24 protein-coding genes and 1 tRNA gene are annotated in these 26,886 nt (G+C 46.0%); 15 read left to right on the plus strand and 10 right to left on the minus strand.

All coding sequences use genetic code 11. From position 1 onward, the window contains the following. Nucleotides 1-45: 45 nt before the first annotated feature. From hsdR to secF, 11 genes are all read left to right on the plus strand, one after another. Nucleotides 46-3,597, plus strand: coding sequence for a type I restriction-modification system endonuclease (hsdR, locus tag EXZ60_RS01680; RefSeq protein ID WP_277435179.1), 3,552 nt, complete (start codon nt 46-48; stop codon nt 3,595-3,597). 66 nt (nt 3,598-3,663) lie between these two features. After that, nucleotides 3,664-5,286 carry an N-6 DNA methylase gene (locus EXZ60_RS01685; protein WP_277435180.1) on the plus strand — a complete coding sequence of 541 codons (1,623 nt, stop codon included), beginning with the start codon at nt 3,664-3,666 and terminating at the stop codon, nt 5,284-5,286. After that, nucleotides 5,286-6,773 (plus strand): restriction endonuclease subunit S, encoded by a 1,488-nt coding sequence (locus EXZ60_RS01690; RefSeq protein ID WP_277435181.1) that lies wholly within the window; start codon nt 5,286-5,288, stop codon nt 6,771-6,773. The genes EXZ60_RS01685 and EXZ60_RS01690 overlap by 1 nt, the downstream gene beginning before the upstream one ends. Nucleotides 6,774-6,862: 89 nt before the next feature. Beyond that, the gene (locus EXZ60_RS01695; RefSeq protein ID WP_277435182.1) at nt 6,863-7,354 is read left to right on the plus strand and encodes a hypothetical protein; all 492 of its coding nucleotides are present in this window, start codon (nt 6,863-6,865) and stop codon (nt 7,352-7,354) included. Then, nucleotides 7,351-7,704: a hypothetical protein gene (locus EXZ60_RS01700; RefSeq protein ID WP_277435183.1), complete on the plus strand. Its 354-nt coding sequence runs from the start codon at nt 7,351-7,353 to the stop codon at nt 7,702-7,704. The genes EXZ60_RS01695 and EXZ60_RS01700 overlap by 4 nt, the downstream gene beginning before the upstream one ends. Beyond that, nucleotides 7,695-8,396 (plus strand): hypothetical protein, encoded by a 702-nt coding sequence (locus EXZ60_RS01705; protein WP_277435184.1) that lies wholly within the window; start codon nt 7,695-7,697, stop codon nt 8,394-8,396. The genes EXZ60_RS01700 and EXZ60_RS01705 overlap by 10 nt, the downstream gene beginning before the upstream one ends. A gap of 64 nt (nt 8,397-8,460) precedes the next feature. Further along, complete coding sequence (locus EXZ60_RS01710) at nt 8,461-9,327, plus strand: viperin family antiviral radical SAM protein (RefSeq protein WP_277435185.1); 867 nt, start codon at nt 8,461-8,463, stop codon at nt 9,325-9,327. Between the two features lie 353 nt (nt 9,328-9,680). Further along, entirely contained in the window at nt 9,681-10,358 is a 678-nt protein-coding gene (locus EXZ60_RS01715; protein ID WP_277435186.1) for an SH3 domain-containing protein, read from the plus strand. Between the two features lie 92 nt (nt 10,359-10,450). Beyond that, the gene (locus EXZ60_RS01720; protein WP_277435187.1) at nt 10,451-10,924 is read left to right on the plus strand and encodes a hypothetical protein; all 474 of its coding nucleotides are present in this window, start codon (nt 10,451-10,453) and stop codon (nt 10,922-10,924) included. 97 nt (nt 10,925-11,021) lie between these two features. Further along, nucleotides 11,022-12,860 carry a protein translocase subunit SecD gene (gene secD / locus EXZ60_RS01725; RefSeq protein WP_017046966.1) on the plus strand — a complete coding sequence of 613 codons (1,839 nt, stop codon included), beginning with the start codon at nt 11,022-11,024 and terminating at the stop codon, nt 12,858-12,860. A gap of 2 nt (nt 12,861-12,862) precedes the next feature. After that, nucleotides 12,863-13,765: a protein translocase subunit SecF gene (secF, locus tag EXZ60_RS01730; RefSeq protein ID WP_017045371.1), complete on the plus strand. Its 903-nt coding sequence runs from the start codon at nt 12,863-12,865 to the stop codon at nt 13,763-13,765. 100 nt (nt 13,766-13,865) lie between these two features. Here the strand turns inward: secF and EXZ60_RS01735 are convergent, their stop codons facing one another. The 6 genes from EXZ60_RS01735 to napF all read right to left on the minus strand — a co-directional run bounded on the left by EXZ60_RS01735 (nt 13,866) and on the right by napF (nt 18,441). Continuing rightward, nucleotides 13,866-14,000 (minus strand): TIGR02808 family protein, encoded by a 135-nt coding sequence (locus EXZ60_RS01735; RefSeq protein WP_013868527.1) that lies wholly within the window; start codon nt 13,998-14,000, stop codon nt 13,866-13,868. Between the two features lie 12 nt (nt 14,001-14,012). Further along, nucleotides 14,013-14,591 (minus strand): NapC/NirT family cytochrome c, encoded by a 579-nt coding sequence (locus tag EXZ60_RS01740; protein ID WP_013868528.1) that lies wholly within the window; start codon nt 14,589-14,591, stop codon nt 14,013-14,015. Nucleotides 14,592-14,623: 32 nt separating this feature from the next. Beyond that, entirely contained in the window at nt 14,624-15,079 is a 456-nt protein-coding gene (locus tag EXZ60_RS01745; RefSeq protein WP_013868529.1) for a nitrate reductase cytochrome c-type subunit, read from the minus strand. A gap of 73 nt (nt 15,080-15,152) precedes the next feature. After that, nucleotides 15,153-17,642: a periplasmic nitrate reductase subunit alpha gene (napA, locus tag EXZ60_RS01750; RefSeq protein ID WP_094126834.1), complete on the minus strand. Its 2,490-nt coding sequence runs from the start codon at nt 17,640-17,642 to the stop codon at nt 15,153-15,155. Continuing rightward, nucleotides 17,639-17,944, minus strand: coding sequence for a chaperone NapD (locus tag EXZ60_RS01755; protein WP_013868531.1), 306 nt, complete (start codon nt 17,942-17,944; stop codon nt 17,639-17,641). The genes napA and EXZ60_RS01755 overlap by 4 nt, the downstream gene beginning before the upstream one ends. Nucleotides 17,945-17,946: 2 nt before the next feature. After that, nucleotides 17,947-18,441, minus strand: a complete 495-nt coding sequence (napF, locus tag EXZ60_RS01760) for a ferredoxin-type protein NapF (RefSeq protein ID WP_017045373.1) — start codon at nt 18,439-18,441, stop codon at nt 17,947-17,949. 215 nt (nt 18,442-18,656) lie between these two features. On the opposite strand from napF, the gene narQ reads away from it, so the two are divergent. Then, a complete protein-coding gene (gene narQ / locus EXZ60_RS01765) occupies nt 18,657-20,381 on the plus strand; it encodes a nitrate/nitrite two-component system sensor histidine kinase NarQ (RefSeq protein WP_277435188.1) in 1,725 nt (574 codons plus the stop codon). Beyond that, nucleotides 20,368-21,000: a response regulator gene (locus EXZ60_RS01770; protein WP_013868534.1), complete on the plus strand. Its 633-nt coding sequence runs from the start codon at nt 20,368-20,370 to the stop codon at nt 20,998-21,000. Before narQ ends, EXZ60_RS01770 begins: the two co-directional genes overlap by 14 nt. Before the next feature lie 66 nt (nt 21,001-21,066). Here EXZ60_RS01770 and dcuC read toward each other — a convergent pair whose 3' ends face one another. Together dcuC and EXZ60_RS01780 are read right to left on the minus strand one after the other, a co-directional pair. Then, the gene (dcuC, locus tag EXZ60_RS01775; RefSeq protein ID WP_017045375.1) at nt 21,067-22,434 is read right to left on the minus strand and encodes an anaerobic C4-dicarboxylate transporter DcuC; all 1,368 of its coding nucleotides are present in this window, start codon (nt 22,432-22,434) and stop codon (nt 21,067-21,069) included. 296 nt (nt 22,435-22,730) lie between these two features. After that, a complete protein-coding gene (locus EXZ60_RS01780; RefSeq protein ID WP_017050757.1) occupies nt 22,731-23,858 on the minus strand; it encodes a fatty acid desaturase in 1,128 nt (375 codons plus the stop codon). A gap of 174 nt (nt 23,859-24,032) precedes the next feature. On the opposite strand from EXZ60_RS01780, the gene EXZ60_RS01785 reads away from it, so the two are divergent. After that, complete coding sequence (locus EXZ60_RS01785; protein WP_013868537.1) at nt 24,033-24,575, plus strand: GNAT family N-acetyltransferase; 543 nt, start codon at nt 24,033-24,035, stop codon at nt 24,573-24,575. 189 nt (nt 24,576-24,764) lie between these two features. On the opposite strand, the gene EXZ60_RS01790 is transcribed toward EXZ60_RS01785, so the two are convergent. Continuing rightward, nucleotides 24,765-24,855: transfer RNA gene (locus tag EXZ60_RS01790), tRNA-Ser, on the minus strand. Nucleotides 24,856-25,169: 314 nt separating this feature from the next. On the opposite strand from EXZ60_RS01790, the gene EXZ60_RS01795 reads away from it, so the two are divergent. Further along, entirely contained in the window at nt 25,170-25,847 is a 678-nt protein-coding gene (locus EXZ60_RS01795) for a MaoC family dehydratase (protein WP_013868538.1), read from the plus strand. Nucleotides 25,848-25,900: 53 nt separating this feature from the next. Here EXZ60_RS01795 and EXZ60_RS01800 read toward each other — a convergent pair whose 3' ends face one another. Beyond that, on the minus strand, nt 25,901-26,722 hold the full coding sequence (locus EXZ60_RS01800) for a phosphate ABC transporter substrate-binding protein (protein ID WP_194662084.1): 822 nt from the start codon (nt 26,720-26,722) through the stop codon (nt 25,901-25,903). Nucleotides 26,723-26,886 lie beyond the last annotated feature (164 nt).

Here is a 26,886-nt window from a genome sequence, read left to right on the forward strand (position 1 = left end):
CGGTAGGTAGGCGATATAAAAGCCGATTTTTACGTGAGGAAGCGCATGGCGCAATCTAATTTCAAATTCTTGCAAGGGGTGAACGATTTTTTGTTCGTCATTGCCCGCGCGGCGGAAAAAAACTACCCGGACGACCCTAACACCACGTTAGTCAAATTACGAATTTTTGGCGAATCCACCGCTAAGCACCTCGCTAAATTGCTCGATATTGAAGAGAAAGAGAACCAGCACGACCTGTTGCGTGAGTTGGGTAAAATTCAATTTGTCGATGATAGCATCCTCAGCGTATTCCATAAGCTGCGCAAAATCGGCAACCAAGCGGTGCACGAATACCACAACGATTTACAAGATGCAGAAATGTGCCTGCGCTTGGCGTTTCGCCTCGCGGTCTGGTATTACCGATTAGTCACCAAGCAGTACGATTTTGCGGTGCCGATTTTTGTATTGCCCAGCTCAGAAAGCAGCGACAAATTTGAGCAAGAAGTGCTGAGCCTTAAGCAAGAACTGGCGTTGGCACGTCAAGCAGAAACACAAACCAAAGCGGAGTTTGACGCCCAACAAGCGAAACTGACTGCGCTGAATGGTTATATCTCGGTACTGGAAAGTAAGCAGGAAGAGACGCAAGAACAAAGCGCGGCGCGTATTGCCGCTTTGCAAGCCAAGTTAAAAGAAAAAGAGCACGAGCTAGCACAGAAAACCGAAGTTGAGCGCAAAGCTTATAAGCAGCAGATCACCCAGCAAGCCGCTTCGCGTAGCCTAGAGCTAAACGAAAGCGAAACCCGCTATCTTATTGACGCGCAGCTACGCAAGGCGGGCTGGGATGCCGACAGCAAAGTGCTGACATTCGCAAACGGCGTACGCCCGCAAAAAGGGCGTAATATTGCGATTGCCGAATGGCCAACCGGCAGAGATGAAACCAGTAAAACGGGCTTTGCCGATTACGTGTTGTTTGTGGGCCTAAAGCCGATAGGAATTGTCGAAGCGAAAAAAGCCAACCAAGATGTGGCCGCCAAACTGAGCGAAGCGTATCGCTACAGTAAAACCTTTGATACTGATTTTCTGCGCCGTGAGCTAGAGCAAGCAGCGGCTAACGACGAGCACGCTTTAGCGCACGTTGCCGAAGCGTTACCGCTGTACTTGCCAGCGTGGGCCGACTCAACGGGCAGCGCCACGTTCAAGGTGCCGTTCTGTTTTTCCGCCAATGGGCGAGACTATCGCGCGGCGGTGAAAAGCAAAAGTGGCATTTGGTTTCGAGATGTGCGCCATCCGACCAATATGCCCAGCGCCTTACCGGAATGGCATCGCCCGGAAGAGTTACTCGCTAAGTTAGCTTGTAATACGCAACAGCAAAACCGCTGGTTTACCGACAACCCAGAGATGAGCGAGTTGGGGCTGCGTTACTACCAAGAAGAAGCCGTACAAGCAGTAGAACAGGCCATCGTGGTGGGCCAGCGCGACATCTTACTGGCGATGGCCACTGGCACGGGCAAAACGCGCACCGCGATTGCCTTAATGTACCGTTTGATCCAATCACAACGTTTTCAGCGCGTGTTGTTCTTGGTCGATAGAACCTCGCTTGGCGTGCAGGCGCTCGGCGCATTTGAAGACACCAACATTAAAGGCGACAGTTTTCATGCCATTTTTAACATCAAAGGCTTAACCGATCGCTTCCCCGAAGACAGCACCAAAATTCACGTGGCCACGGTGCAATCTTTGGTTAAACGCACCTTGCAAAGTGACGAGCCGATGCCTGTTGGCCGTTATGATTGCATCATTGTCGATGAGGCGCACCGCGGTTACATTCTCGATAAAGAGCAAACCGAAGGTGAAGAAAAGTTTCGCAACGCGTTGGATTACATCTCCGCTTACCGACGGATTATCGACCACTTTGATGCGGTAAAAGTAGCACTGACTGCCACGCCAGCACTGCACACGGTCGATATTTTTGGCGGGCAAAACAAAACGCCCGTTTATCGCTACAGCTATCGCAAAGCGGTGATTGATGGTTACTTATGTGACCAAGAACCGCCGATCAAAATCAAAACCAAACTGAGCAGTGAAGGAGTGTATTTGTCGCAAGGTGCACAAGTGCAGCGCTTATCTAACCAAGGTGAGTTGATCAACGACACTTTAGAAGATGAACAAGGCTTCGAAGTAGCGGATTTCAACCGCAACTTAATTGTTTCCAACTTCAATAAGGTGGTTTGCCAAGAGTTGGCGAATAATGCTCAGTACGTGATTGACCCAACCAGCGCCCAAAAAACATTAGTGTTTTGTGTCAACAACGCTCACGCCGATACAGTAGTGGAAGAGCTGCGCAGTGCATTTAAAGCCAAATACCCAGAGCTTGAGCATGATGCGATCATCAAAATCACTGGCGATTCCGATAAAGACAGCAGCAAAGTGCAGTCGCTGATCACCCGCTTTAAGCAAGAGCGCTTGCCCAACATTGTCGTCACCGTTGATTTGCTCACCACAGGGATTGATATTCCGAGCATTTGTAATTTGGTGTTTATGCGCAAAGTGCGCAGCCGGATCTTGTATGAGCAGATGAAGGGCAGAGCAACGCGCCTTTGCCCTGAAGTGGGTAAAACCTCGTTTCGGATTTTTGATGCGGTGGATCTTTATAGCACGCTGGAAAGTGTCGATACCATGCGCCCCGTGGTGGTGCGCCCGCAGGTGGACTTGCAAACCTTGGTCAACGAAATTACCGATTCACAAACCTACCAAATCAGCGAAGCGGACGGGCGCAGCTTTGCCGAGCACAGCCATGAACAACTGGTGGCGAAACTGCAACGCATTATTAGCCACGGTCAATTTAACCGTGATAAATCCAAATCAGTCGAATTGCAGATCAAACGATTGGATGAACTTTGCCTTGATTCCGCTGGCTGCGATTTTGCCAACTTAGGTAAAACCCTCAAACAAAAAGGACCGCAATGGTCAGCGGAGATCTTCAATAAAGTGCCCAATTTGGTTGGCCGCTTAGAGCAGTTAAAAAACGAGATCAACACCCTACGTGAGATGCCGATATTCACCGACCTGCATGATGAAGTGATGGAAGTGAGCCAAGTGTGGGGCGATCACGACAGTGCCGAAGATTTCCTTGAGGCGTTTGATCGCTTAGTTGATCTTTCCATCAATCAAAAAGAAGCGCTGGAGATCATCGTTAATCGCCCGCGTGACTTAACCCGCAAAAGCTTAATTGAACTGCAAGAGTGGTTTGATGAGCAGAACTACAACGACTCAACCTTGCGCCACGCATGGAAAGTCGCCAAAAACCAAGATATCGCCGCGAAATTGATTGGTCATATTCGCCGTGCTTCGATGGGCGATGCCTTAATACCGTTTGAGCAGCGGGTTGATTTAGCGCTGGCGCGTATCACACAAGCCAATGATTGGAACGCCGAGCAATTAAGTTGGTTAGCACGCCTTGCCAGCTCCATTAAAGACAAAGTGGTGCTCGATGAAGACACCTTTAAAACCGGCAACTACAAGCGTAAAGGTGGCAAGCGCAAGCTAATGAGCGTGTTTAATGATCAATTAGACACCATTCTCGCCGAGTTTAATCAATATCTATGGGATGAACCGGCTTAGGTCGGTTACAATTCTACCCCACCCTAACCCTCCCCTAAAAGGGGAGGGAACCTAAAGAGAATTCAAATGAACAATAACGATTTAGTCGCCAAACTGTGGAAGCTGTGTGACAACTTGCGTGATGGCGGGGTGTCTTACCAAAACTACGTTAACGAGCTGGCTTCCTTACTGTTTCTGAAAATGTGTCAAGAGACAGGGCAAGAGCAAGATTTGCTGCCAGTAGGATTTCGCTGGGCGGATCTCAAATCGCGTATTGGTCAAGATCAGCACCAGTTTTACCGTAATATGCTGGTGCAGCTTGGCGCAGACGAGCACGCGATTGTGCGCGCCATTTTCCAAAACGTGAATACCACCATTACTCAACCCGCGCAGCTCACCGAATTAGTCAGCAACATGGATAGCCTAGAGTGGTTTGATGGCGGCCAAGGCAAAAGCCGCGATGATTTTGGCGATATGTACGAAGGCTTGCTGCAAAAAAACGCCAACGAAACTAAATCCGGTGCGGGGCAATACTTCACCCCTCGCGCACTGATCAGCACCATAGTCAAAGTGTTACAGCCGCAGCCGCGGGAAATCATTCAAGACCCCGCCGCGGGTACCGCTGGCTTTTTGATTGAGGCGGATAAATACATCAAAGCCCAAACCAACGATTTGGATGACTTGGACGATGACGACCAAGATTTCCAAATGAAAAAAGCCTTTGTTGGCCTAGAGCTGGTACCCGAAACGCGCCGTTTAGCGCTAATGAACTGTTTGCTGCACGATATTGAAGGCGATGCCAATGATGGGGCGATCCGCCTTGGCAACACCCTGGGCAGCGCCGGTGAAAACCTGCCCAAAGCTAATGTGATTTTAACCAACCCGCCGTTTGGCAGTGCGTCCAGCACCAATATTACCCGCACCTTTGTGCACCCAACCGGTAACAAGCAGCTCTGTTTTATGCAGCATATTTACGATGCGCTGGATCCGGGTGGCCGCGCGGCGGTGGTGATCCCCGATAACGTGTTGTTTGAAGGCGGCAAAGGCACAGACATTCGCCGCGATTTAATGGATAAATGCAACCTGCACACCATTTTGCGCTTGCCGACCGGCATTTTCTACGCGCAAGGGGTGAAAACCAACGTGCTGTTTTTCCAAAAAGGCACGCCAGAGAACAAAAACCAAGATAAAGACTGCACCAAAGAGACGTGGGTGTTTGATCTGCGCACCAATATGAACACCTTTGGTAAACGCCGCCCACTCACCGAGGCCCATTTTGCTGCCTTTATTGCCGCCTATGGTGCGGATAAAAACGGCCAATCTGCGCGCGAAGAAGGGGTGTACGATACGCTCGGCGCGATGTATGCCGAAGGCACCGACTCGCTAGAGCAGACCATCGACAACGCTCGCTGGCGCAAATTTAGCCGCGACTTCATTCGCGAGCAAAAAGGCGACAGCTTAGATATTAGCTGGCTGAAAGATCTTGAAGCCACCAGCGCCGAAAACCTGCCCGAGCCAGAAGTGCTGGCCGGAGAAGCGATGGCCGAACTCACCGAAGCCATGGCTGAAATTTACCAACTGATGCAAGCCCTCGGCGCGGAGGATGTCGCTGAAGGGCAAAAGTTGTTGGTGGCCGAGGCGTTTGGCTTGGAGGAAAAGGTCCTAGGTTCTAGGGACGAGGTCCTAGGTACGGCTGCGGAGGCAAACTAATGAGTGAATTGCCGAAGGGGTGGGTAGGTGTTCCCTTAAATAAAATTGTCGATAAGATTGTTGGTGGCGGAACGCCAAGCAAATCAGTGCCTTCATACTATCAAGGAAATATACCTTGGATGACAGTTAAAGATATGAATAAGTTGTATTTAACAGATACAGTTGATCATATTACCCAAGAGGCTGTTGAAAACAGCAGCACTAATATAATTCCGGCAGGGACTCCTATTATTGCTACTCGTATGAGTTTAGGAAAAATAGTTCGTGCTAGTTTTGACTCGGCAATTAACCAAGATTTAAAAGCGTTATTTGTTAACCGGGAACTGAACGACTATTACTTTGAATATTGGTATCGCTCTCAGGGTATGAAAATTCAATCTTTGGGGACTGGTACAACTGTAAAAGGAGTAAGACTAGAGGTAATTAATGCCCTCGAGTTCCCACTCGCCCCACTCGCCGAACAAAAACGCATCGTGGCTAAGCTGGATGAAGTATTGGCGCAAGTCGATACCATTAAAGCGCGGCTTGATCGCATCCCCGCGATCCTCAAACGCTTTCGCCAATCCGTCCTCGCCGCCGCTGTGTCGGGTAAGTTGACGGAAGATTGGCGTGTTAAAAATGTAGGTTGTTGTGCAGAATCAGAGCTTAACACTAATTTTTCTAAAAAATCAGGGAAACTAAGGCTTCGAGGTAAGCAGACCAACTTAAGTGAATTAAGTCTTTTAACTTTACCTTCTAGCTGGACATGGACTCAAAATTACAAATTGGCTAAAGATACATCTAATGCGATTTGTGCAGGTCCGTTTGGGACGATATTTAAAGCTAAAGATTTTAGAGGTGAAGGTGTACCGATCATTTTCCTTCGCCATGTAAAGAAAGATGGCTTTAATCAAAATAAACCTAACTATATGGATAGAGCAGTTTGGGAAGAGTTTCATCAAGAATACAGTGTCAATGGTGGTGAATTGTTAGTTACTAAGCTAGGAGATCCTCCTGGGGAATGTTGTATTTATCCGGAGAATGCTGGTACATCAATGATAACTCCAGATGTACTGAAAATGGATGTTGATGAACAAAGCGCTGAGAAGAAATATTTAAGTTCATATTTTAACTCGCCAATATCAACAGAGCTTATTGAAAAGCTAGCTTTTGGCGCGACTAGATTAAGAATTGATATCGCTATGTTCAAAGGCTTTCCAGTGCCGCTGCCTCCTATCGAAGAACAAAAACAAATCGTTCGCCTTGTCGATCAATACTTCGCTTTTGCCGATACCATCGAAGCGCAAGTGAAAAAAGCCCAAGCGCGGGTGGATAACCTGACGCAAAGTATTTTGGCCAAAGCCTTCCGCGGTGAGCTGGTGGCGCAAGACGCAAACGACGAGCCCGCCGATAAGCTGCTTGAGCGCATTGCCCAAGCGCGCAAAGAGGCTGAAGCGTTAGCTAAGGTTGCAAAAAAGACGGAGAAGCAGGCTGTAAAACAAGGATAACGTTATCTCTACCGCTTGAAGCTGCAAGGAATACTGCGTAGCTTCAAGCCGCACAATCAAAAACAATAATAAGGATGTTGGCTAAAATTATGCAAAAAAATACCCTGACTCTTCCCAAGGTTTGGCGTGGAGTAAAACTTTTCTTTAAGTGGCTGTGGCTAATCACCCTGTTTCTATTTGGTCTTGCCCTGTATTTATTCTTGGTTCCATTAGGGATGTTTGAATACGCTTTCTCGTTATCAGAGTTAGATATTATTGAAACGTCCTTTATTGTTTTCTTAGTCATGTTTTTTTACCGCTATATTCAACTGTGCCGGCGAAGTGACGCGCCTTTGGTGCGAAAAATTATCACGCCATGGGTTCATCAAGCCTATTTGGGGTTATTTTCTATCGGGCTAGTTGTGATCGCTATTAAGTTTTTTGCTTATAACTTGGAGCAACCGGTAGAGCCTTTGGTTGAGATTATCGAGTATCTTTGCAGTGTTGCTGTTTTTGGCTATAGCTATTACCGAGTGAGTCAACTGTCGAATCAACAAGTATCAACAACACCAGTTGCCAATACGCAAGGAGCGGAACAATGAAATCTATCCATTACTTAACCGCTTTGCTTTTCTTGTTTACTGCGCCAAGCCATGCTTTGCTGCATTCGGATGCAAAGCCCGGCAGCGCCGAGTTTTTGATCTCTGCTTGTCAGGAGTACACGGAACTTTACCAGAAGAAAGATGACCTACGCTTTGGTGCATTTCTCACCACCTCAAAAGAAGAGAGCTTTCGTGCTGGCTATTGCCTTGGTGCGATTATGCATACCAGCAGCACGTGCACATATTCTTCTAGATTCTCTGTGTATCATTCTGCTGAGCGGATTGCGTTAGCCAAAAACGTCTACATGTATTCCGAGGAAGAACTGCTGGAGGATGCTTTGTGTCGTTAGTGAATACCAATCAGGCGGTCAAAGCTTTATTTGGTCTTGAGGGTAGTGAGCCTTTACGCTCCAAGGCCAATACTTATCTACGCAACGGCGTTATTCCGCCATCATTGGTTGTTGATGAAGGGTTTAGCGATGCCAGTATAGATAAGCGTGGTAAGAAATTGCTCAAATCTCAGGCAGTGGATTGTTTGTTTAACGCGCTAGTGCTGGACGGTTTTTTTAATGATTCGACGTTGGTCAAAGCGATTTTTAAAGACTTTGCGACCCGGATGGAAAGTGTAATTCTGTGTGAGGAAGTATTACTCAAAGCACAAGCCGTCAACGAGGTGATGCATTTATCTCTGGCGGCGCAGCAATTTCTCAGCCAGTTGCGCGACGATGCGTTCAATTTGCATGAATCTCGCTTAGTTTGCCCATTTTCTGAGCAGCGTTTGCCGCAAATGGATCTGGCGATGCAAAATACCGGTTTACTGTACCAACTGCTCAGAGCGCAGCGCCTTTCTCTCTCGCATAAAGAACAAATCTTACTCTGCTGGTTAGAGCAAGATCTCTTGGCTGCAGCTCAACTCGCCGACCAAGTCGATTTGGCGCTTTTACAGCGAGATATGGCGTTAGCGGAGCTTGTGCAAAGGGTTCGTAGAGAGTATCAAGAAGGGCAAAGTTTCAACGCGCTATTAAATTGCTTACCGGACTAAAAAAACGCTTTTTTGTGCAGTGCACAAATCAACACTACTCCTACCAACCCAAAGGAGTCGTGTTATGAATACCGTAAACCAGTTAGTCATCAATTATCACATCACAGAAAAATGCAACTACGATTGCCATTATTGTTATGCCAAATGGGCAAAACCGAATGAGCTGCACCGAAATGTCGATGAGATGAAGAGAGTACTGAGCAAACTCGCTGAGTACTTTCTTTCCCCTAATCCTATTCAACAACAACTGCAATATCAGAGTGTCAGGCTCAATTTCGCTGGCGGTGAGCCTTTTCTACTCAAGCAGCGCTTTACGGATGCGCTCGATTACGCCATCGACTTAGGCTTTAAAGCTTCAATCATCACCAACGGGCATTTAATCAGCGATGCGTTTATTGCCGAGCAAAGCCACAAACTGCAGCTTTTAGGGGTGAGTTACGATGCCTGCCAATCTGAGGTGCAAAAGCAAATTGGCCGAATCACTCCGTCAGGTAATGTGCTTTCCGCTGAAAGGCTACAAGCCATTTTTCAGCAGATAAAGCATCACTCACCGACGACAGAGCTGAAAATCAACACCGTGGTGAATCACTATAATACCGAGGGTGATTTCACCGCTTTGATCGAAGCCCTTCAGCCGAATAAATGGAAAGTGCTGCGAGTCCTACCGGTATTTGATTCGATTCAAACCATTAGTGATCAGCAATTTGCGGCTTTTGTCGAGCGGCATCAGCGCGTGGCGCATTGCATGTCGGTAGAAAATAACGACTCCATGACCAACTCTTACTTGATGCTGAGCCCTGACGGCGCTTTGTTTCAAAATGGCAATGGCTCGTCAGGCTATTTTAAAAGTCGCCCTTTGCTCACAACGCCGATGGATGTCGCCTTAGCCGAAGCGGGGTTTGATGCCGCCAAGTTTGCCTTGCGTTATTGAACGGAGCCAGTGGTATGAAGATTCAAAGCATCAAGAGCAGATGGATTGCGTTGTTTATAAGTAAAACTGTCGATGCTTTTCGCTGCCGTCTAACCATCACTTTCTTCGTCTCAATCACCGCCATCACTTGCACGTATTGCCGAAGAATTTGAGTCCTTTATTCCATTTATAGGCTGATTTTGCAGAAGATTGACGCATAGCATCAAGTTCAGGATTAGGCTGCCGTTAGTGTCGCTATGCGTTCGCAAACTAGACAAAAATGACATTCGGAGATTTCAACTATAATTAACGAACAATTAAAGCGTGGCGCGCCGAATAAGGTTGCGCACAACAAGAAAGGAATGAGCAGCAAGATGAAAAAAATGCTGATGTTTCTATTATTGCTGCTTGGGCTGGCGGGTGCAGGCGCTGGCTATTACTTTCTTTATTATCTTCCCGAGCAAGAAGCACTGCAGGCCGATTCGTCGAGTTCGAACGATGAAGAACAAGTGCCAACCACTGAGACGGCTCCTAAAACGGTCTTGCCACCAAAACCGCTTGTTAATGATTTATATGTCGATTTAGCAAGACTCGGAGTAAGAGAAAAGCCCGATGCACAAGCGTTTGTTGAGCGGGTTCTATACCGTGGTGATAAGGTTAAAATCTTGGAGCGCAAAGCAGGTTTTGGCCGCATTACCGATTATTTTGTCTATGAGGAAAACGGGCCGGAAGTCGCGGAGTGGATACCTTTGGATGGTTTAGTGGAGCAAGCCCCGCTGATCACGGCAGAGGAGCGCCGTAAAACGGTCACGCAGTACATTGCGAATTCGGATGATTTTAAACTCTATGAAACGGCTTTTGTGCAGAAAACCGATGAGTTGCTGAAAAATGAAACCTGCGTACCAGAAGATTTTGAAGAGCTTGGTGGCTGGGTAAAGTCGCTCAAATATCAAGAACGTGAGGTTTATTTTGTGTATTGTGGTGGCCGTAAGTTAGCCAACAAAATTTACTTTGATATACAAAGCAAAGAAATATTTTACGCTTCTCATTAGCTAAAGTGATAAGAGCATTTAGATCTTTTTACTTGAGGCTTATGGTTGTCAGGAATATGATGCCTGCTTGAGTTGAGAGGAATGATTTTTTCATGCATTGGCACTTTATTAAATATGTCTGGTTTACGCTTTTTGCGGTTGTTCTGCCTTCGCAAGCGTTCGGCTATTTAATTGAGAGTGAAACGCACAGCCACGCTGAACGTAAAGTTATCCTACAACATGGTGAAAAAACCTCGCTCACGGCGATTGTTCATCAACAACCTATCTCTGATCAACAAGATAAACAAACGGCTCCACCCGTATCAAAATCGCTTCACTCAGACACTTCTGCTGCAATCGTCACCGCGTCTCGTTGGGGGGTAACTTCCCGAGTCGTTGAATACGATGGCCCCACTTTTGTCGATAACACACCCAATTACGACGTAACCGTCGCTCCCTTTAGGCTTTATCTTTTTCCTGTCGCTGAGTTGGCGGCATGGCAAGCTCGCCCCTATAGTTCTAACCACAGAATTTCTGGTTGGAAAGAAACGAATGCCATGTATGTGGCGTTAAATAGCCAGTACTGATCCTTCTTACTTTATATCAAGTGACAAAGTCACTCGCTTGTTCATTTAACTTGTTTATTTAAAGTAATAACAACTCAGCTTTGCTGAGAGGATTGGTATGAAAAAAACACAAAATAAAAAGGCGTCAGCACGTCTTATTAATCACTATTCTGCGTGGAAGTATATCGTATTGGCCGCCACTTTGGTTGTACTTGCCTTGAGCGCTATACCCACCTGGTACGGCGAACAGCCGTCGATTCAACTGCAAGTCTCCGCTAAAAATGAGACGCTTAATTCAGTCGTGGAATTAACTCATCTACTCGAAAAAAACGATATTGCGGTACAAAACATACAGCAGCAAGGTGGGAAAACGACCTTAGTCTTTGCTGATGAAGTCCAGCAAACGCACGCCAGAGAATTACTCGATGGCATGATTGAAAAAGAAGACAGTATTACGTTCTCTTACGTTTCGGTTGCACCAACATGGTTGACAAATTTAGGTTTTAACCCGATTAAACTAGGGTTGGATCTGCGTGGTGGTGTGCAATTTTTGCTGAACGTTGACGTGGATAAAGCGTTCCAAGAGCAGCGTGACAGCATGATCGATACCGTGAAAGATAAGCTTCGTGACGAGCGTCTTCGCAGCGTGAAAGTTAGCTCTGAAGGTATTGATGGCTTCAAAGTAATGAGCAATTCAGCGGAAGATCTCAATAAAATCAATGCATTTCTTAAAGAGACTTACTCAGGGTGGGATATCCAACGCTCTTCTGATCAACTGCTGATCAAGCCTTCAAAACAGAATCGAGTCGATTTCCAATCAACGACGCTGCAACAGAACCTCAAGATTATGCGTGATCGCATTGAAGAGCTAGGCATCACTGAAGCTATGGTTCAGCGCCAAGGTGAACACAGCATTCGTATCGAATTACCGGGCGTGCAAGACCCATCACAAGCGAAAAACGTGATTGGTGCGACGGCGAGCCTTGCATTTTATGAGGCGAAATCACCCAGCGAAGCGTTTACGTCGCAAGACATTGTTCTAAAAGATGAAAATGGCCGCAATGTTGTACTTACTAAACGCCCTGTATTAACCGGCGATCACATTGTTAATGCGCGCGCAGGTATTGACCAAGTGGGAATGTCTGAGGTCAACATCTCACTTGACCACGCGGGTGGCAAAATCATGAGTGATTTTTCATCCAAGCATATCGGTAAGCCGATGGCGACCGTGTACCGTGAATACACCACCAATGCTCGTGGCGAAACAGAGCGTAGCGAAAAAGTGATCAGTGTTGCGACCATTCAATCGCAGCTGGGTAGCCAATTTAGAATCACTGGTGCAGGTTCGATGGAAGAAGCACAGCAGTTGGCTTTATTGCTGCGCGCAGGTTCATTAACCGCGCCTGTGACTATCGTAGAGGAGCGCACCATTGGCGCTTCATTGGGCGCAGAAAACATTCAAAATGGTTTTGCCGCATTAGCCTTAGGTATGGCATTAACGCTGACTTTTATGGCGCTTTGGTATCGCCGTTTAGGTTGGGTGGCGAACGCGGCGTTGCTGTTTAACATGGTGTGTCTCATTGGCCTGATTGCCTTATTGCCGGGTGCTGTGCTGACCTTGCCGGGGATTGCAGGCCTGGTTTTGACGGTTGGCATGGCCGTCGATACCAACGTGCTGATTTTTGAACGTATCAAAGACAAAATTGCAGAAGGACGTAATTTCGCCCAAGCGATTGATTCTGGGTTTAGCAGCGCTTTTAGCACCATTCTTGACGCCAACGTCACCACTATGATCACCGCCGTGATTCTGTATTCGATCGGTAATGGTCCAATCCAAGGCTTTGCCCTGACCTTAGGGCTCGGCATTATGACCAGTATGTTCAGCGGTGTGTTTGCTTCGCGTGCGGTTATCAATCTCATTTGGGGACGAGATGCTCGTCGTGATGTAAGGGTATAAACATGATTGATTATTTGAAAAACCATATTCGTCCAATTCGTTACATCACGAGCGTACTTTCTGTGACATTGATGCTGATCTCGTTAGTGGCGTTTGGTGTGAAAGGCCTTAACATGGGTTTGGATTTTACCGGTGGGATGGTCACTGAAGTCACGGTCGATAAAACCCTCACCAACAAAGAGTTACTGCAAGCGTTGAAACCTACATTAGGAGATTCAACGATGCTCACCAAAGCAGGTGAAGAAGGACGTTGGGTTATCCGCTACGCTCTTCCTGAAAGTGATCAAGAGACGCCTAACATTCCAACTTTGCTCAGCGACGTCTCTGAACATGTGACGGTGGTGAGCAACAGTATGGTCGGCTCGCAAGTGGGGCAAGATCTGGTGGAGCAAGGTAGTTTAGCGTTGATGATCTGCTTACTGTGTATCTTAGGTTACTTGTGTTTCCGCTTTGAATGGCGTTTAGCGAGCGGCTCGTTATTGGCCTTGCTGCATGACGTTATTTTAGTGCTCGGTTTCTTTGCTCTGACACAGATGGAGTTCAACCTAACCGTGTTTGCGGCGGTACTGGCGGTATTGGGTTATTCATTGAACGACTCCATTATCATTGCCGACCGTATTCGTGAACTGCTCGTGGCTAAGCAAAGTACGCCAACCAAAGAGATTACCGACCAAGCCGTGATTGCGACGTTCTCACGCACTATGGTGACTTCGGGTACGACATTACTCACCGTTTCCGCATTGTGGTTAATGGGCGGGGAGCCGCTTGAAGGGTTTGCCATTGCAATGTTCATCGGTATTATTTCTGGAACTTGGTCTTCAATTTCAATCGGGACTGTGTTACCAGAGTGGTTGAAACTTGAACCTAAACATTACTTGCCTGTAGTGGTGGATTCCGCGCCTTAGTATTTCTGCGCATGTCATTTAAAGTGAAGTAAAAAATCCGCCTTATGCACAGGCGGATTTTTATTGGGAGTTGACTATAAATTACGGTAGGAAGTGTGATTTATAGTTCTTTATCTTTACTCAGTGACAGCAACCAAAGTGAAACGGCGGCAACCACCGCAAAGCCGCCGAAGATAATAACAGGCATCGCGCTGTAACCAAGAATATGCCAAATCACCGATTCTAATGTACTCATGTGTTAATTCTCCTATTGCCAGCCTTCAACGCCTTGCATGTCTGGCAGTTTATGTGCAATACCTTTATGGCAATCGACACAGGTTTTTTCACCACTAGCAAGGGCGGTTGAATGCTGTTTGGCACTGCGTGGACCTTGCTCTGAAAAATCCATGTATTCGAACTCATGGCAGTTGCGGCACTCTAATGAGTCATTATTTTTCAATCGTGACCACTCACGCTCCGCGAGATGTGCTCGACGTGCTTGAAACTTTTCTGGTGTGCTAATGGTGCCTAACACCACATGAGCAAACAACTCTTTGGATGCTTGCACTTTGCGGATAATCTTGTCTGTCCACTCATGGGGAACATGGCAGTCAGAGCAGATAGCACGTACGCCGGAACGGTTAGAATAGTGAATCGTCTCTTGGATTTCTGCCACAATCGGTGCATGACAGCCTGAGCAGAATTCTTCTGAGTTTGTTGCTTCCATACCGGTGTTAAATGCGCCCCAAAATAGCAGACCACCTGCAAACCCCATGAACAATACGATGCCAACGGCCGCTTTACTTGGGCTTGTGAGCCTTTTCCAAAACGCTTTTAATAATTTCATAAATAGCCTCTTAAGTTATTATCTGGCTACGATTAGCGAAGTGAATCAACGGATTTGAACTCATTTTCCACCAAAGGCTTCGCAATGGCTTGCGGTACATGGCACTGTAAACAGAAATAACGGCGCGGTGAGACGTCAGCTAGCACCGCATCTTCACGGTTAACATAGTGGGTCACGCTGATTTTGGTTGCGCCCATCTCTTTGGCATTTTTCCAACTGTGACAAGCAAGGCACTTATTGGCGTTTAGCGACACTTCGTAGCCACGAATGTTATGTGGGATCAAAGGTGGCTGATAGACGTATTCGCTTTCAAGCGCTTGATCTCTCGGGTACTTCTTAAAGTCGTCTGCAGGACGAGTCTCTTCAAGTTGCGTTGCGCCACGCAGCGATTCCAGCCCGCCGTTGCCGCCGGGGTTATTCAGTTCCGCCTGTACCGTTTGGCCAAATAAAGCCCCAAAAGATAAAAGGGCGATCAGTAGTTTTTTCATCTTAAATTCTCCGCCTAATGGCTCATTCTAAGATCGGCTCCCCACAGGGCAGCCGATGCATTCATTAACTGGCTTACGCTACTTTAGTGATTTTTACCGGACATTTTTTGAAGTCTGTCTGCTTCGACAGTGGGTCCGTGGCATCTAAAATCAGCTTGTTAATCAAAATGCGAGCATCAAAGAATGGGATAAAGACTAAACCATGCGGTGGACGATTTCGGCCGCGCGTTTCCACACGAACACGAACTTCGCCGCGTTTGTTGGAAATCAATACTTCATCACCACGTCGTAACCCACGCGCTTTGGCGTCATCTGGGTGGATGTAACAGAGCGCATCGGGTACGGCTTTATAAAGTTCAGGCACGCGCCGCGTCATAGTGCCGGTGTGCCAGTGTTCTAACACGCGGCCCGTACACAGCCACATATCAAATTCGGCATCAGGTGATTCCGGTGGAGCTTCATAAGGAGCGGAGATGATCCACGCTTTACCATCCGGTTTGCCGTAGAAATCCCAATCAGATCCTTTTTTCGCATAAGGGTCAGAGCCTTCTTTAAAGCGCCATAACGTTTCTTTGCCATCCACAACCGGCCAACGTAAGCCGCGAACGTTATGGTAGGTATCATAAGGAGCTAAGTCGTGGCCGTGACCGCGTCCGAAGCTGGCGTACTCTTCAAATAACCCTTTTTGTACATAGAAACCGAAGTGATGTGCGTCATCGTTCAGCTCACGCGCTTCTTCAAGCGGGAATTGGTCAACCTGTCCGTTTCTGAACAGCACATCAAACAGGGTTTTACCGCGATATTGTGGCGCTTTGGCGAGCAATTCTTCTGGCCATACTTCTTCCATTTTGAAGCGTTTAGAGAACTCCATCACTTGCCATGAGTCTGATTTTGCTTCGCCCACAGTACCAACTTGCTGATACCAAGCTTGAGTGCGGCGTTCAGCATTACCGTAAGCACCTTCTTTTTCCACCCACATTGCGGTAGGGAGCACTAAGTCGGCCGCTTGCGCTGTGGCTGTTGGATACGGGTCAGACACGACGATAAAGTTTTCTGGGTTACGATAACCCGGTAAACGTTCTTCGTTAATATTCGGGCCTGCTTGCATGTTGTTATTACACTGCACCCAGTAAGCGTTGAGTTTGCCATCTTTGAGCATTCGGTCTTGCTGTACCGCGTGAAAGCCCGGTTTTTCAGGAATGGTGCCTTGCGGAAGCTTCCATGTCTTTTCAGCAATCGCGCGATGTTTGGGGTTAGCCACCACCATGTCAGCAGGCAAGCGATGAGAAAAGGTTCCGACTTCACGTGCCGTGCCGCAAGCGGATGGTTGGCCTGTTAATGAAAATGGACTGTTGCCAGGTGTGGCAATTTTGCCTGTCAGTAAGTGCAGGTTGTAGACCAAGCTTTGCATCCAAACACCGCGAGTGTGTTGGTTCATGCCCATAGTCCACAATGACATCACTTTGGTGTTAGGGTCAGCGTACTGTTTTGCAAGCGCGATCAGTTTATCTTCGGCAACGCCTGACATTTGCGCGGCTTTTTCAACCGTATAAGGTGCAACCGAGGCTTTATAAGCTTCAAAGTCAATCGCAGTCACATCACCGGAGTTGGCATTTTTCGCTTTAACTTGCAGTGGGTGCTCGTCACGCAGACCATAACCAATATCCGTAGTCGCTTGTTTGAAGTGGGTATGTTTATTGACGAAATCCCAGTTCACCGCATTGTTTTGAATGATGTAGTTGGCGATGAAGTTGGCGATGGCAAGGTCACTTTGTGGGTGGAAAATGTAACCGTGGTCGGCCAGCTCAAACGAACGATGATAATAAGTCGAAAGGACATTTACTTTAACGTGTGGGTGACTTAAACGACGATCGGTAATACGAGTCCAAAGAACTGGGTGCATTTCAGCCATGTTTGAACCCCAAAGCACAAAGGCATCAGCGTGTTCAAAATCATCATAGCAGCCCATCGGTTCATCAATACCAAAGGTGCGCATAAATCCAACAACGGCTGAAGCCATACAGTGGCGAGCGTTTGGATCAATGTTATTAGAGCGAAAACCCGCTTTCATTAGTTTAACGGCGGCGTAACCTTCCATCACGGTCCATTGGCCTGAACCGAACATGCCAACACTGGTTGGCCCTTTCGCTTTTAGAGCTTGTTTCCACTTTTCAGCCATCACATCGAAAGCCTGATCCCACGACACTGGCGTGAATTCTCCATCTTTATGATATTGGCCATCTTTCATGCGCAGCAGTGGCTGTGTTAAGCGATCTTTGCCATACATGATTTTTGAAAGGAAGTAGCCTTTAATACAGTTCAACCCTTTGTTAACGGGCGCTTCAGGGTCACCTTGTGTGGCAACCACTTTGCCGTTTTGAGTGCCGATTAATACTGAACAGCCCGTACCGCAGAAACGACAAGGCGCTTTATCCCAAGTGATTTTTGTTTGGTCTGAGCTGGCAATCAAGTTTGTAGCGCTGGCGGGTAGAGTAATACCAGCGATAGCGGCTGCGGATGCGGCTGCGTTTGCTTTCACAAACGCGCGTCTTGTCATTTTCATACGTCATCCTCAATGTGGGAATGTTGTGTTCCAGTGTTGGTATCCGTGTCATCCAGCCCACTTTCTATTTGGTGATAAACCAAAGCGGTGCTGAGAACATGTGGTAAGTTGTTAATCGCATCGATGGTGTCAGTAACGAAGCCTTGATTTTCCGTTTCCAAAACGACGATCATTTTCCCTTCGTTGCTTTGGCCATACACTTCGGCGTTCTCAAACGATTCGATTGTCGCTTTGAGCGCTGCTAAATGTTCAGGTACGACGTGAACGATCAAACTTGAAATATGTACTTCATTGAGTGACATGTTTATCTCTCATTATTATTAATATTGCTCACACGGATGGCTGAGGTTGGACAGATGGAAACGCACGCGCCACATCCGTTACAGGCATCAATATCGACATTCGGTTGCGCCACTTTTCCGATCACTAAATTGAACGTTATAGCGCTGACTTCACATGACTCAGCGCAGCTACGACACTCCACATTGCGTTTAGCCAAGCAGCTTTCTTCGAGCTTTGCTTTAGCCAGCCACGGTTGTGTTGAGCGCGGTGCGAAAATTGGCTCTGGGCAGCTTTGCGCGCACTGATAACAAAAGGTGCACTCATCAATATGAAAATCTATGGTTGGGAAGCCGCCATCACCTAAGGTGATGATCTTTGTCTCGCACGCGTCTAGGCAGCGGCCGCAGCGAGTGCACTCATCTGAAAAGGAGAGGGGGTGAGCAATCCAAGGCAAGCGGACAATGGTGTCATCGACCTGATTACGAGAAAAAAAACGCCTTTTCGAGAGATCAACCAAAGTGCATTCCTGTATTTGTTAACAAATCTTCATTTATCCATACACAAATTGTAGTTTTTGTCCTATTTCTATAAATACCCCCAAGGAGGTAATTGGCTAGGCATGTTGTTTTAGATCAATAAATTCAAGCGCGAGTGATCACATATTGAATGGCTTTAACGACAGCGGCGCCCAATCAGATACAATAGGCAAGGAGAGGTTCACGGAGAGATGTTTTGAGAAAACGATCCAAACAGTCGGTCACCAGCACCATTGCCAAAGCCATGGTGTCGATTTTACTGTTATCGGTTGCCATCACGGGGTACGCCATTTTTACACTCGCCTCATCACTCAATGATGCGGAAGCGGTGAACGTGGCTGGCTCAATGCGTATGCAAAGCTACCGATTGGCACATGATATTCAAAGTGATTCGGTGGATTATCCATCTCACATTTATCTTTTTGAACGTTCGCTTTATTCACCCTCAATGAAAGCATTGCAGCGTTGGCCTGTGCCAAACGACATCACTAAAGATTATTATCAGTTGATCATTCGTTGGCACGAGCTGAAAAGTTTGCTAAATAGCGAGAACAAAGACCGCTATCTTGATGAGGTGGCAAAATTTGTCAGCCAAATCGACCGTTTTGTCTTTAAGTTGCAGCACTTCTCAGAACAAAAGCTGATCCAACTGGCTTGGTTTGGCGGCATGGGGTTGGGTGGTGTGTTGTGTATCTCATTGTTTGTGGTGCATTTTATTCGTAAGGAAGTGGTGGGGCCATTGCGTTCGCTAGTGACCGCCAGTGAGCAGATCCAAAACCGTTCATTTGATGTATCGCTCAATGTCACCAGCCATAATGAAATGGGGATCTTAACCCGCACGTTTAATAAAATGGCCACCGATCTTGGTAAGTTGTACCTTGGTTTAGAGCAAGCGGTGAATGAGAAAACCCATAAGTTGCAAAATGCCAACCAAGCACTGCAAGTGTTGTATGACTGCTCGCAAGAGTTAACCGCGTCGCGCATTAGCCAAGATAATTTCCAAGCGATTTTGCAACACTTGGTCACCATTGAAGGGGTCACATTTGCCCAGTTAGAAATTGGTGATGACGCGGGTAAAAGTACGCGCTTATCCGAAGGTGAGAGCAATGGGTTCTCCCTTTCTCCGCTTTTGCTGAGCTTAGATGGGATGCAACTGGGTTACTTGTATCTGCAATACAGCTTGCCTTGTCCAAATAGCGCCTTGATTGATAACTTCGTACAAATATTGTCGCGTGCTATTTATTATAATCAAGCACAGAAACAAGCCGAACAGTTGATCTTGATGGAAGAACGCGCCACCATCGCACGGGAACTGCATGATTCGTTGGCTCAATCGCTTTCGTATCTGAAGATACAAGTATCATTACTAAAACGCGTGATTGGCCGAGCAGAGACCCCGCACGCCGCAGAGAAAAAAGAGCAAATCATTTTAGATATTGATCAAGGTTTGTCGGGCGCTTACACCCAGTTAAGAGAGCTATTAACCACCTTTAGGCTAACGATTAAAGAAGGCAATTTTGGTCAAGCGCTCAAGGGCATGCTAGAGGAACTTGGCGAGCAAACTACGGCGGAGATAGTGCTTAATAATAATTTGTCATCGATTGATTTAGATGCGCATCAACAAGTGCATTTACTGCAATTGATCCGGGAAGCGACTATCAATGCTATCAAACACGCTCAAGCTAATGTTATTCAAGTCAACTGTGATGAATTAGACGATCAGGTGATGGTGACGGTCAAAGACGATGGGGTTGGCTTTGATCAACAGCGTGCTAGGCTCAATCACTATGGATTAAGCATTATGCAAGAAAGAGCGGCGCGGCTGCATGGCGCAGTGTCAGTAACCTCCGCACCCAATGCTGGGTGTGAAGTTATATTGAAATATAAACGTTCAAAGGATACAAATTTTGACGAGATGTAGAGTAATGTTGGTAGATGACCATCCTTTGATGAGACGTGGTATCAACCAGCTATTGAGTTTTGAAGATGACTTTGAAGTGGTTGCTGAAGCTTGTAACGGCAGTGAAGCCATCGCTTTGGCACATGACATCGAGCCGGATCTCATTCTGCTTGATTTGAATATGAAAGGCATGTCAGGGCTCGATACGTTAACAGCGCTTCGTGCGGATGAATCAACCGCTACCATCGTTATTTTAACCGTATCAGACAGTGCGCTCGATATTGAAGCTATGGTGAAAGCGGGGGCTGATGGCTACCTTCTTAAAGATACAGAACCAGATGAGCTGGTGGAACTGCTTAGACAGGCCGCGACGGGTGTAAAAGCGTACAGCGAGTTTGTTACTCAGTACCTCGCCGAACGTCATACGCATGAAGATCTTTTTGAGGCATTAACCGACCGTGAAACTCAGATTTTAAAAGAGGTCGCGAAAGGGTATCGGAATAAGCAAATTGCGGATCGTCTGTTCATTTCTGAGTCGACAGTAAAAGTGCACATGAAGAGTTTACTGAAGAAGCTACGCGTCCCATCGCGCACGGCAGCAACGATTTTATACTTGGAGCGTTATAGCGAGAGTAAATAACACCTATTTGGAAATAGCGGTTTGAAAAAAGGGCGTCCTGTTGGACGCCCTGATTGTTCGTTAACGTTATGCTGTCATCGGTACAAGGATTACTGTACCAATAATGACAGTGATTAAACCGAGGATGACAGGAACGGAAGTGCGTTTTACCACTTCAAATGGACTGATATGGCCCATACCAGCTGTTGCTACTACGACGCCTGATACTGGCGAAATGGTACGCCCAAGGTTTGAAGCTTGCAGCATCGGGATAATGAGAAAGGCTGGGTTCACGCCCAATTTAGCCGCCAACGATGGCGCTAACTCAACAAAGGCGTAGAACGGAGCGTTGCCTGAACCCGTCGCAATAGCGGCTGCTACGGTAAGGCCTGTCAAAATCAGCATCAAGGCTATGCCGCCTGCGCCTGCGGTTTCTGCAAGATGAAGCAGGTTATCAATCGCCCCAATCGACATCAAACCTTGTGCGAACACGCCCGCAGCAACCAATAACATCACCACGCCTTTGAATGCTTCGGCCATGCCTGCGTAGCATGATTCTAGATCTTCTAACGTCTCTTTACCTTTAAAACGCTTCGTCACGAAGTCAACCAATGCACCGATGAAGATGGATCCGACCACAATGGTGTAAATATCAAGGCTCAAACCTTGAATGGTTTCTCCGTTGAATAAAAACACACCCACAATAGGTAAGAATGGAAGAGCCGCATAGTAAGCGGGTGCTTTCACTTCGATGGCAGAAACATCGATTTTTTCCATCGGTGTATTGTCTTTCTTATCGAGATACTTGTTCCAGAAGAAGGCCGCGATCGCCATGACGATAATGGCGCAGATCGAAACAGGAAGAACCGTTTCCACGGCAAAAACGTGTAAAGGTAGGCCTGATTTTTCCGCCGCAATAACCACATCACCGGAGGTCGGGGAAAGGATGATCGCAGCGGGAGATGCACATACCGCAACTGCGGCCGGACGAGAGATCCCCATCGCTACCATCATCGGAAATAAAGTGGCCATCAACAGTACGCCAAGACCCGTTGCTGAGCTCACCGCTAAAGACATCAAACATGCCACAATGTAAGCAGCAACCAGCAAGATATAAGGGGATGTAATAACCGAAAGAGGTTTAGAAAACTGTTTTACAACCACATTGTTGGCGCCGATGTGTGTCATGTACGAAGCAAAACCACACAGCAACATAATTTGCATGCCTAAACCGCCACCACTGTAACGCAACATGTATTTCACGAATTCGAGTGCATCCGTTACTGTGTTACCGGTTGAGGGTACTTTGGCTGGCAGCACTGAATAGCCAAGTGCGCCAGTTAATAGCAGTAAAACGATACCTGCGGTGAGTAACACACCGGCTGGCTTGTAACCTTTAACAATGAAATAACCCACCGCTACTGTTACCGCCAAGCCAATTAAAAGCTCTAGCATTTAAGTCTCCTGAAATTATGAACAATATTGCAAAAACGTGTATCAATTTATGACAAGGAATTTACCGAAAAGAATGCTGTAGCACGAGAGCAAGTTGAGCTTTAGATGATCTAAAACAATAAAATTATCAATTGATAACCTAGTTGAAAATTCTTTAACTTTGAATATGTTTTAGTCGTTCTAACTATTCATTTAGCAAATATGCGGCTAGAAGTTCTGTTAGAGGGGGGATAATTTAAGCTAAGAAAAATGAAGCCACTTAAGGCATGGCTTCATCAAATCTGTAAAGTATGAATTTAGGAGTACTGACGCACAATGAGCTGCCAATTGGATTTTTGTAGTGCTAATTGTTGCTTCACTTGTCGATAGCGCAGCATCAATAGGGAGTGTTCATATCTACGAACCATATTGTTTTTTTTACTTTCGATCAGCTGTTTCTTTAATTCATAATACTCTTGCAACTGCATGACTAAAGCGTCAAATTCACGTTGTATGCTGGCCATAACGAGTTGCTGATTGGGCAACGCGGCGATCTGTTTTTGCGCATGGCTTAATGCCATTAACGCTTTCGCTTTTTCTACCTTAAGGGGGGGAGAAGTGCGCAGTTTACCAGCCAACCCAAGCCACGAACACAGCTTGATCAGCCATTTTGTTGGGTCGTATTGCCACCAATAAATCCCATTACGATAATCGTTTTCAAAAATATGGTGATAATTGTGGTAGCCCTCGCCAAAAGTGAAGAAAGCCAAAATACCGTTATCGCGGGCTGTATTTTTATCAGTATACGGCTGGCTACCCCATATATGAGCCAGCGAATTGATGAAAAATGTCGTGTGATGATTGAGCACCAAACGCAGTGCACCCACGATCAGTAACATGCCCAGTATATCGTGATAAATAAAACCAAGGATCAGAGGAACGCCCAAGTTCATTGCGAGTGCCAAAGGCACATAATACTTATGCTGCCACATGACGATCTTATCTTTTTGCAGGTCACGGCAGTTGGAGTAGTCATCGTACGTGGTTTTATTGTAGTGACGCAGCATCCAACCTATGTGTGAAAACCAGAATCCACGTTTGGCTGAATAAGGATCTTTGTCATTATTGTCTACATGCTTGTGATGAACTCGGTGATCAGAAGACCAATGTAGCGCACTGTTTTGCAGTGCAAACGCCCCACCTAATGCAAACAATAATCTCAGTGCCCAATGTGCTTCATAGGCTTTATGTGACCATAAACGGTGATAGCCCGCGGTAATGGAAAGGTTGCAAAAGGAAAAACAAATCATCAACCAAAGCCAATGCTCCATGCCGTAGCCAAATTGCCATCCATACAAAGGGGCTGCAATCGTCGCTAAGCCCAAGCTGAAGCTAAAAATGACGATGTTTATCCAAATAAGTGGTGGTTTTGATGCCGATTCCATGATTAAAGTCCTTGAGCTTACAGTTGTTCGCTAGAATATCAGCGAACAACTGTAAGTCAAAGAGGTTTAATGATTCTTTTAAGGGATTGTGACTAGTATATTTTGCTTTTCTATTTGAACCGAATAGTATGAAAGACGATGTTAATCCTTACAGGAAGTAATAAGGACTAGAATATGGAAATAAAAGCAGCTGAATATTGCGATTTTGAAAGAATTGCTCAGCTACACGCTCAAAGTTGGCGAACTCACTACCAAGGCATATTAGGCAAAGAGTACCTTGATAACGACGTTCTAGAAGACCGTTTACTGATTTGGCAAACTCGCTTAATCAATCCACCATTTAATCAACATGTCCTACTGATTGAAGAAGGAGGGCTGCTGTGTGGGTTTATCTGCGCCTTTGGTAACCACGATTTTGACAAAGGCAGCATTATCGAGTCTCTGCACATTGATGAAAATTATCGAGGAAGGGGGATTGGTCGCCAGTTGATTCAAGAGATGGCGGCATGGTTTGAGCAGTATTTCCCTAATAGCGGTGTGTATTTGGAAGTGATGGCAGACAATAAGCAAGCCATCGAATTTTACGACTACTTAGCTGGTCGACCTAAAGGAGAGCGTTTATGGCGGTCTCCCTGTGGGCAAGATATTAAAGAGTGGGTTTATACTTGGACTAGCCCAACAGATTTGCTGGCTTCGGTCTCTTCTACGGTTGATTGAAACGCATAGTGCGCGGGCTATGTCTTCTTACCTATCGGTATTCGTGTGATTCGTTCTTGATGTATTGAGGAAGAGGCGATGACCAAATATGATTGCATCTTCCAGACACATGAGTTTTTAGTGATCTAAAGTTTCCAAATGCTATAAATAGAAAAAGCCTCTGATAATCAAAGGCTTTTTCTTGATATTTGGCGGAGAGATAGGGATTTGAACCCTAGGATAGCTATTAACCATCGCCGGTTTTCAAGACCGGTGCTTTAAACCACTCAGCCATCTCTCCGTGTGGTGCGCATAATAGATAGCCACCATAATATTGTAAAGCAATAAGTTGAGTCATCGACTCGGTTTGGCTAACCGCAATAACGTTTTCAGTTACAGTAAAGCGCTGTTTTACCGCTTCCCTTGATTTTATGAGCTATATACTCTACAACCTAGTTATCTAATAAAATGGTGTTTTATTTTTATTTGATTGATTTATATGTAATTTGTGTGTTTCAGGGAACGGTTGTACGCTCGAAAGTGTTTGCAGCTAAGTGTGAAGTACTTCAAAATTACCTCAATCCAAGGGCATTCTAACTAATCACCGAGGTTTAGATGAAAGTCGAGAATCTTTTTAAGCATCGTGGCGATTCAATGAACAAGTACTCCTCTGAGCTTATGCAGTGGGTATCACCTTCAGTACGTGAGTACTGGGGCGAGCTTCTACATAAAACAAACAGTCGCCAGTTGTTTTCTTGGGTTAGAGATTTTCACCAACCAGCAGTGAATGAAGATGCTCCTATTGCCGAACCCTTGATACTCAAACCTGAAGCGCAACGTCTGTATAAACAGCTCCAGACTCAGATTGGTGAAGTCATTCATACAGGTAAATGGCTGGTGGTTGATCAAGAGCGCATTAACCAGTTTGGTCAAGTAACTGAGGATATGCAGTGGATTCATACCGACCCTCAAAAAGCGGAAGTTGATTCTCCATTTAGGACCACAATTGCGCACGGCTTTTTGACCTTGGCCTTGTTACCTAAATTGACGGATAGCGTTGATCCTGACAAACCAATATTTCCGACCGCAAAAATGGTGGTGAATATCGGTTTAAATGAAGTTCGTTTCCCATATCCAGTGAAATCAGGAAACAGAGTAAGAGCCATTAGTACTCTATTGAAAGTTACGCCAATCAAAAAAGGTTTGGAGATCGAGAGAGAAATTAAAGTTGAGATTGAAGGTATTCGTCGCCCAGGCTGTGTCGTGGTTTCAGTGATCCAACTCCATTTTTAATTTTAGAAAAATGGCATAAAAACAGGAGAGTCGATCACTCTCCTTTTTTGTATTTATTTGTTTTTCAAAGGAATATAACCATATTCTTCTATGCGAGTCTTTGCTTCCGCTGACTTTAAAGATGCAATGAAAGCTTGAGTCTCTTTAGTGATTTTTTCAGGGTAATAGACCACTAAAAATGGCATAGAAAGTTTATATTCATGAGTGACAATATTTTTTGCAGTGGCTTCTACTCCCTCAAATTTTATCGCTTTAATCGATTTATCTACCGATCCCGTAGAGATGAAACCGATCGCTTGAGGGTTATGGTTAATCAGTGTTTTAACCATACTATTGCTATTGACCACTAAGTTATTGGAACTGATGTCTGACACTAAGCGATCATTAATCACACGAGTCAGGCCTAATAAGCTTTCAAAGCTATAGCGGGAACCTGATGATGCTTCTCTGGTCACAACTGCGATTTTTTGATCAGCACCACCGACTTGTTTCCAGTTGGTTATTTTCCCTTTATAAATATCAAATAACTGCTCACGAGTCAGATTTTCAATACTGTTTAAGCGATTGATTACAACAGCCAACCCATCATAGGCAATCGGCAAGGTGCTCATCGTCTCATCTTGCTCACTTTCTGTGAGGTAGCGCGAGCTCATGGCGATATCTGCGACACCTTTTTTCAGTAATGTGATGCCAGCACTCGAACCTACGGCTTGAACCGCGATATAAGTTTCAGGGTGTGCGGTATTGTAGTCCTCGGCGAATACTTCCATGATCCTAGCGACCGAGGTCGAGCCAGAAATATTAACTTCACTTGCGAAGGCAAACTGGGTATGTAGCAAAGTTGAAAGCAGTGTAGCAAGCGCGACTCGAAACATAGTGGCTCCAATATGGTTATTTAGAAAAATTGAGCCACCATAATATGTCGTATAGATGACACTTTTGTGAACCACAAAGGTAAGTGGTTTGTAGCCTTACGGTTTTTCATATCAGAGATAAGCGAAGTCAGCTATAGTCGAGATGTCAGGAAACCGTGTTTGAG

Origin of the sequence: Vibrio sp. 1151_11, assembly GCF_029478525.1 — a bacterium.
Taxonomy (GTDB): domain Bacteria; phylum Pseudomonadota; class Gammaproteobacteria; order Enterobacterales; family Vibrionaceae; genus Vibrio; species Vibrio anguillarum.

Coding starts and splice junctions, on each gene's coding strand:
- EXZ60_RS01785 (WP_013868537.1), top strand. CDS start 24,033: ATGGAAATAAAAGCAGCTGAATATTGCGATTTTGAAAGAATTGCTCAG.
- EXZ60_RS01715 (WP_277435186.1), top strand. CDS start 9,681: ATGAAAAAAATGCTGATGTTTCTATTATTGCTGCTTGGGCTGGCGGGT.
- EXZ60_RS01700 (WP_277435183.1), top strand. CDS start 7,351: ATGAAATCTATCCATTACTTAACCGCTTTGCTTTTCTTGTTTACTGCG.
- dcuC (WP_017045375.1), bottom strand. CDS start 22,434: ATGCTAGAGCTTTTAATTGGCTTGGCGGTAACAGTAGCGGTGGGTTAT.
- EXZ60_RS01755 (WP_013868531.1), bottom strand. CDS start 17,944: ATGTCACTCAATGAAGTACATATTTCAAGTTTGATCGTTCACGTCGTA.
- secF (WP_017045371.1), top strand. CDS start 12,863: ATGATTGATTATTTGAAAAACCATATTCGTCCAATTCGTTACATCACG.
- EXZ60_RS01735 (WP_013868527.1), bottom strand. CDS start 14,000: ATGAGTACATTAGAATCGGTGATTTGGCATATTCTTGGTTACAGCGCG.
- EXZ60_RS01685 (WP_277435180.1), top strand. CDS start 3,664: ATGAACAATAACGATTTAGTCGCCAAACTGTGGAAGCTGTGTGACAAC.
- EXZ60_RS01695 (WP_277435182.1), top strand. CDS start 6,863: ATGCAAAAAAATACCCTGACTCTTCCCAAGGTTTGGCGTGGAGTAAAA.
- EXZ60_RS01780 (WP_017050757.1), bottom strand. CDS start 23,858: ATGGAATCGGCATCAAAACCACCACTTATTTGGATAAACATCGTCATT.
- EXZ60_RS01710 (WP_277435185.1), top strand. CDS start 8,461: ATGAATACCGTAAACCAGTTAGTCATCAATTATCACATCACAGAAAAA.
- EXZ60_RS01690 (WP_277435181.1), top strand. CDS start 5,286: ATGAGTGAATTGCCGAAGGGGTGGGTAGGTGTTCCCTTAAATAAAATT.
- EXZ60_RS01800 (WP_194662084.1), bottom strand. CDS start 26,722: ATGTTTCGAGTCGCGCTTGCTACACTGCTTTCAACTTTGCTACATACC.
- EXZ60_RS01720 (WP_277435187.1), top strand. CDS start 10,451: ATGCATTGGCACTTTATTAAATATGTCTGGTTTACGCTTTTTGCGGTT.
- napA (WP_094126834.1), bottom strand. CDS start 17,642: ATGAAAATGACAAGACGCGCGTTTGTGAAAGCAAACGCAGCCGCATCC.
- EXZ60_RS01795 (WP_013868538.1), top strand. CDS start 25,170: ATGAAAGTCGAGAATCTTTTTAAGCATCGTGGCGATTCAATGAACAAG.
- EXZ60_RS01745 (WP_013868529.1), bottom strand. CDS start 15,079: ATGAAAAAACTACTGATCGCCCTTTTATCTTTTGGGGCTTTATTTGGC.
- hsdR (WP_277435179.1), top strand. CDS start 46: ATGGCGCAATCTAATTTCAAATTCTTGCAAGGGGTGAACGATTTTTTG.
- EXZ60_RS01740 (WP_013868528.1), bottom strand. CDS start 14,591: ATGAAATTATTAAAAGCGTTTTGGAAAAGGCTCACAAGCCCAAGTAAA.
- secD (WP_017046966.1), top strand. CDS start 11,022: ATGAAAAAAACACAAAATAAAAAGGCGTCAGCACGTCTTATTAATCAC.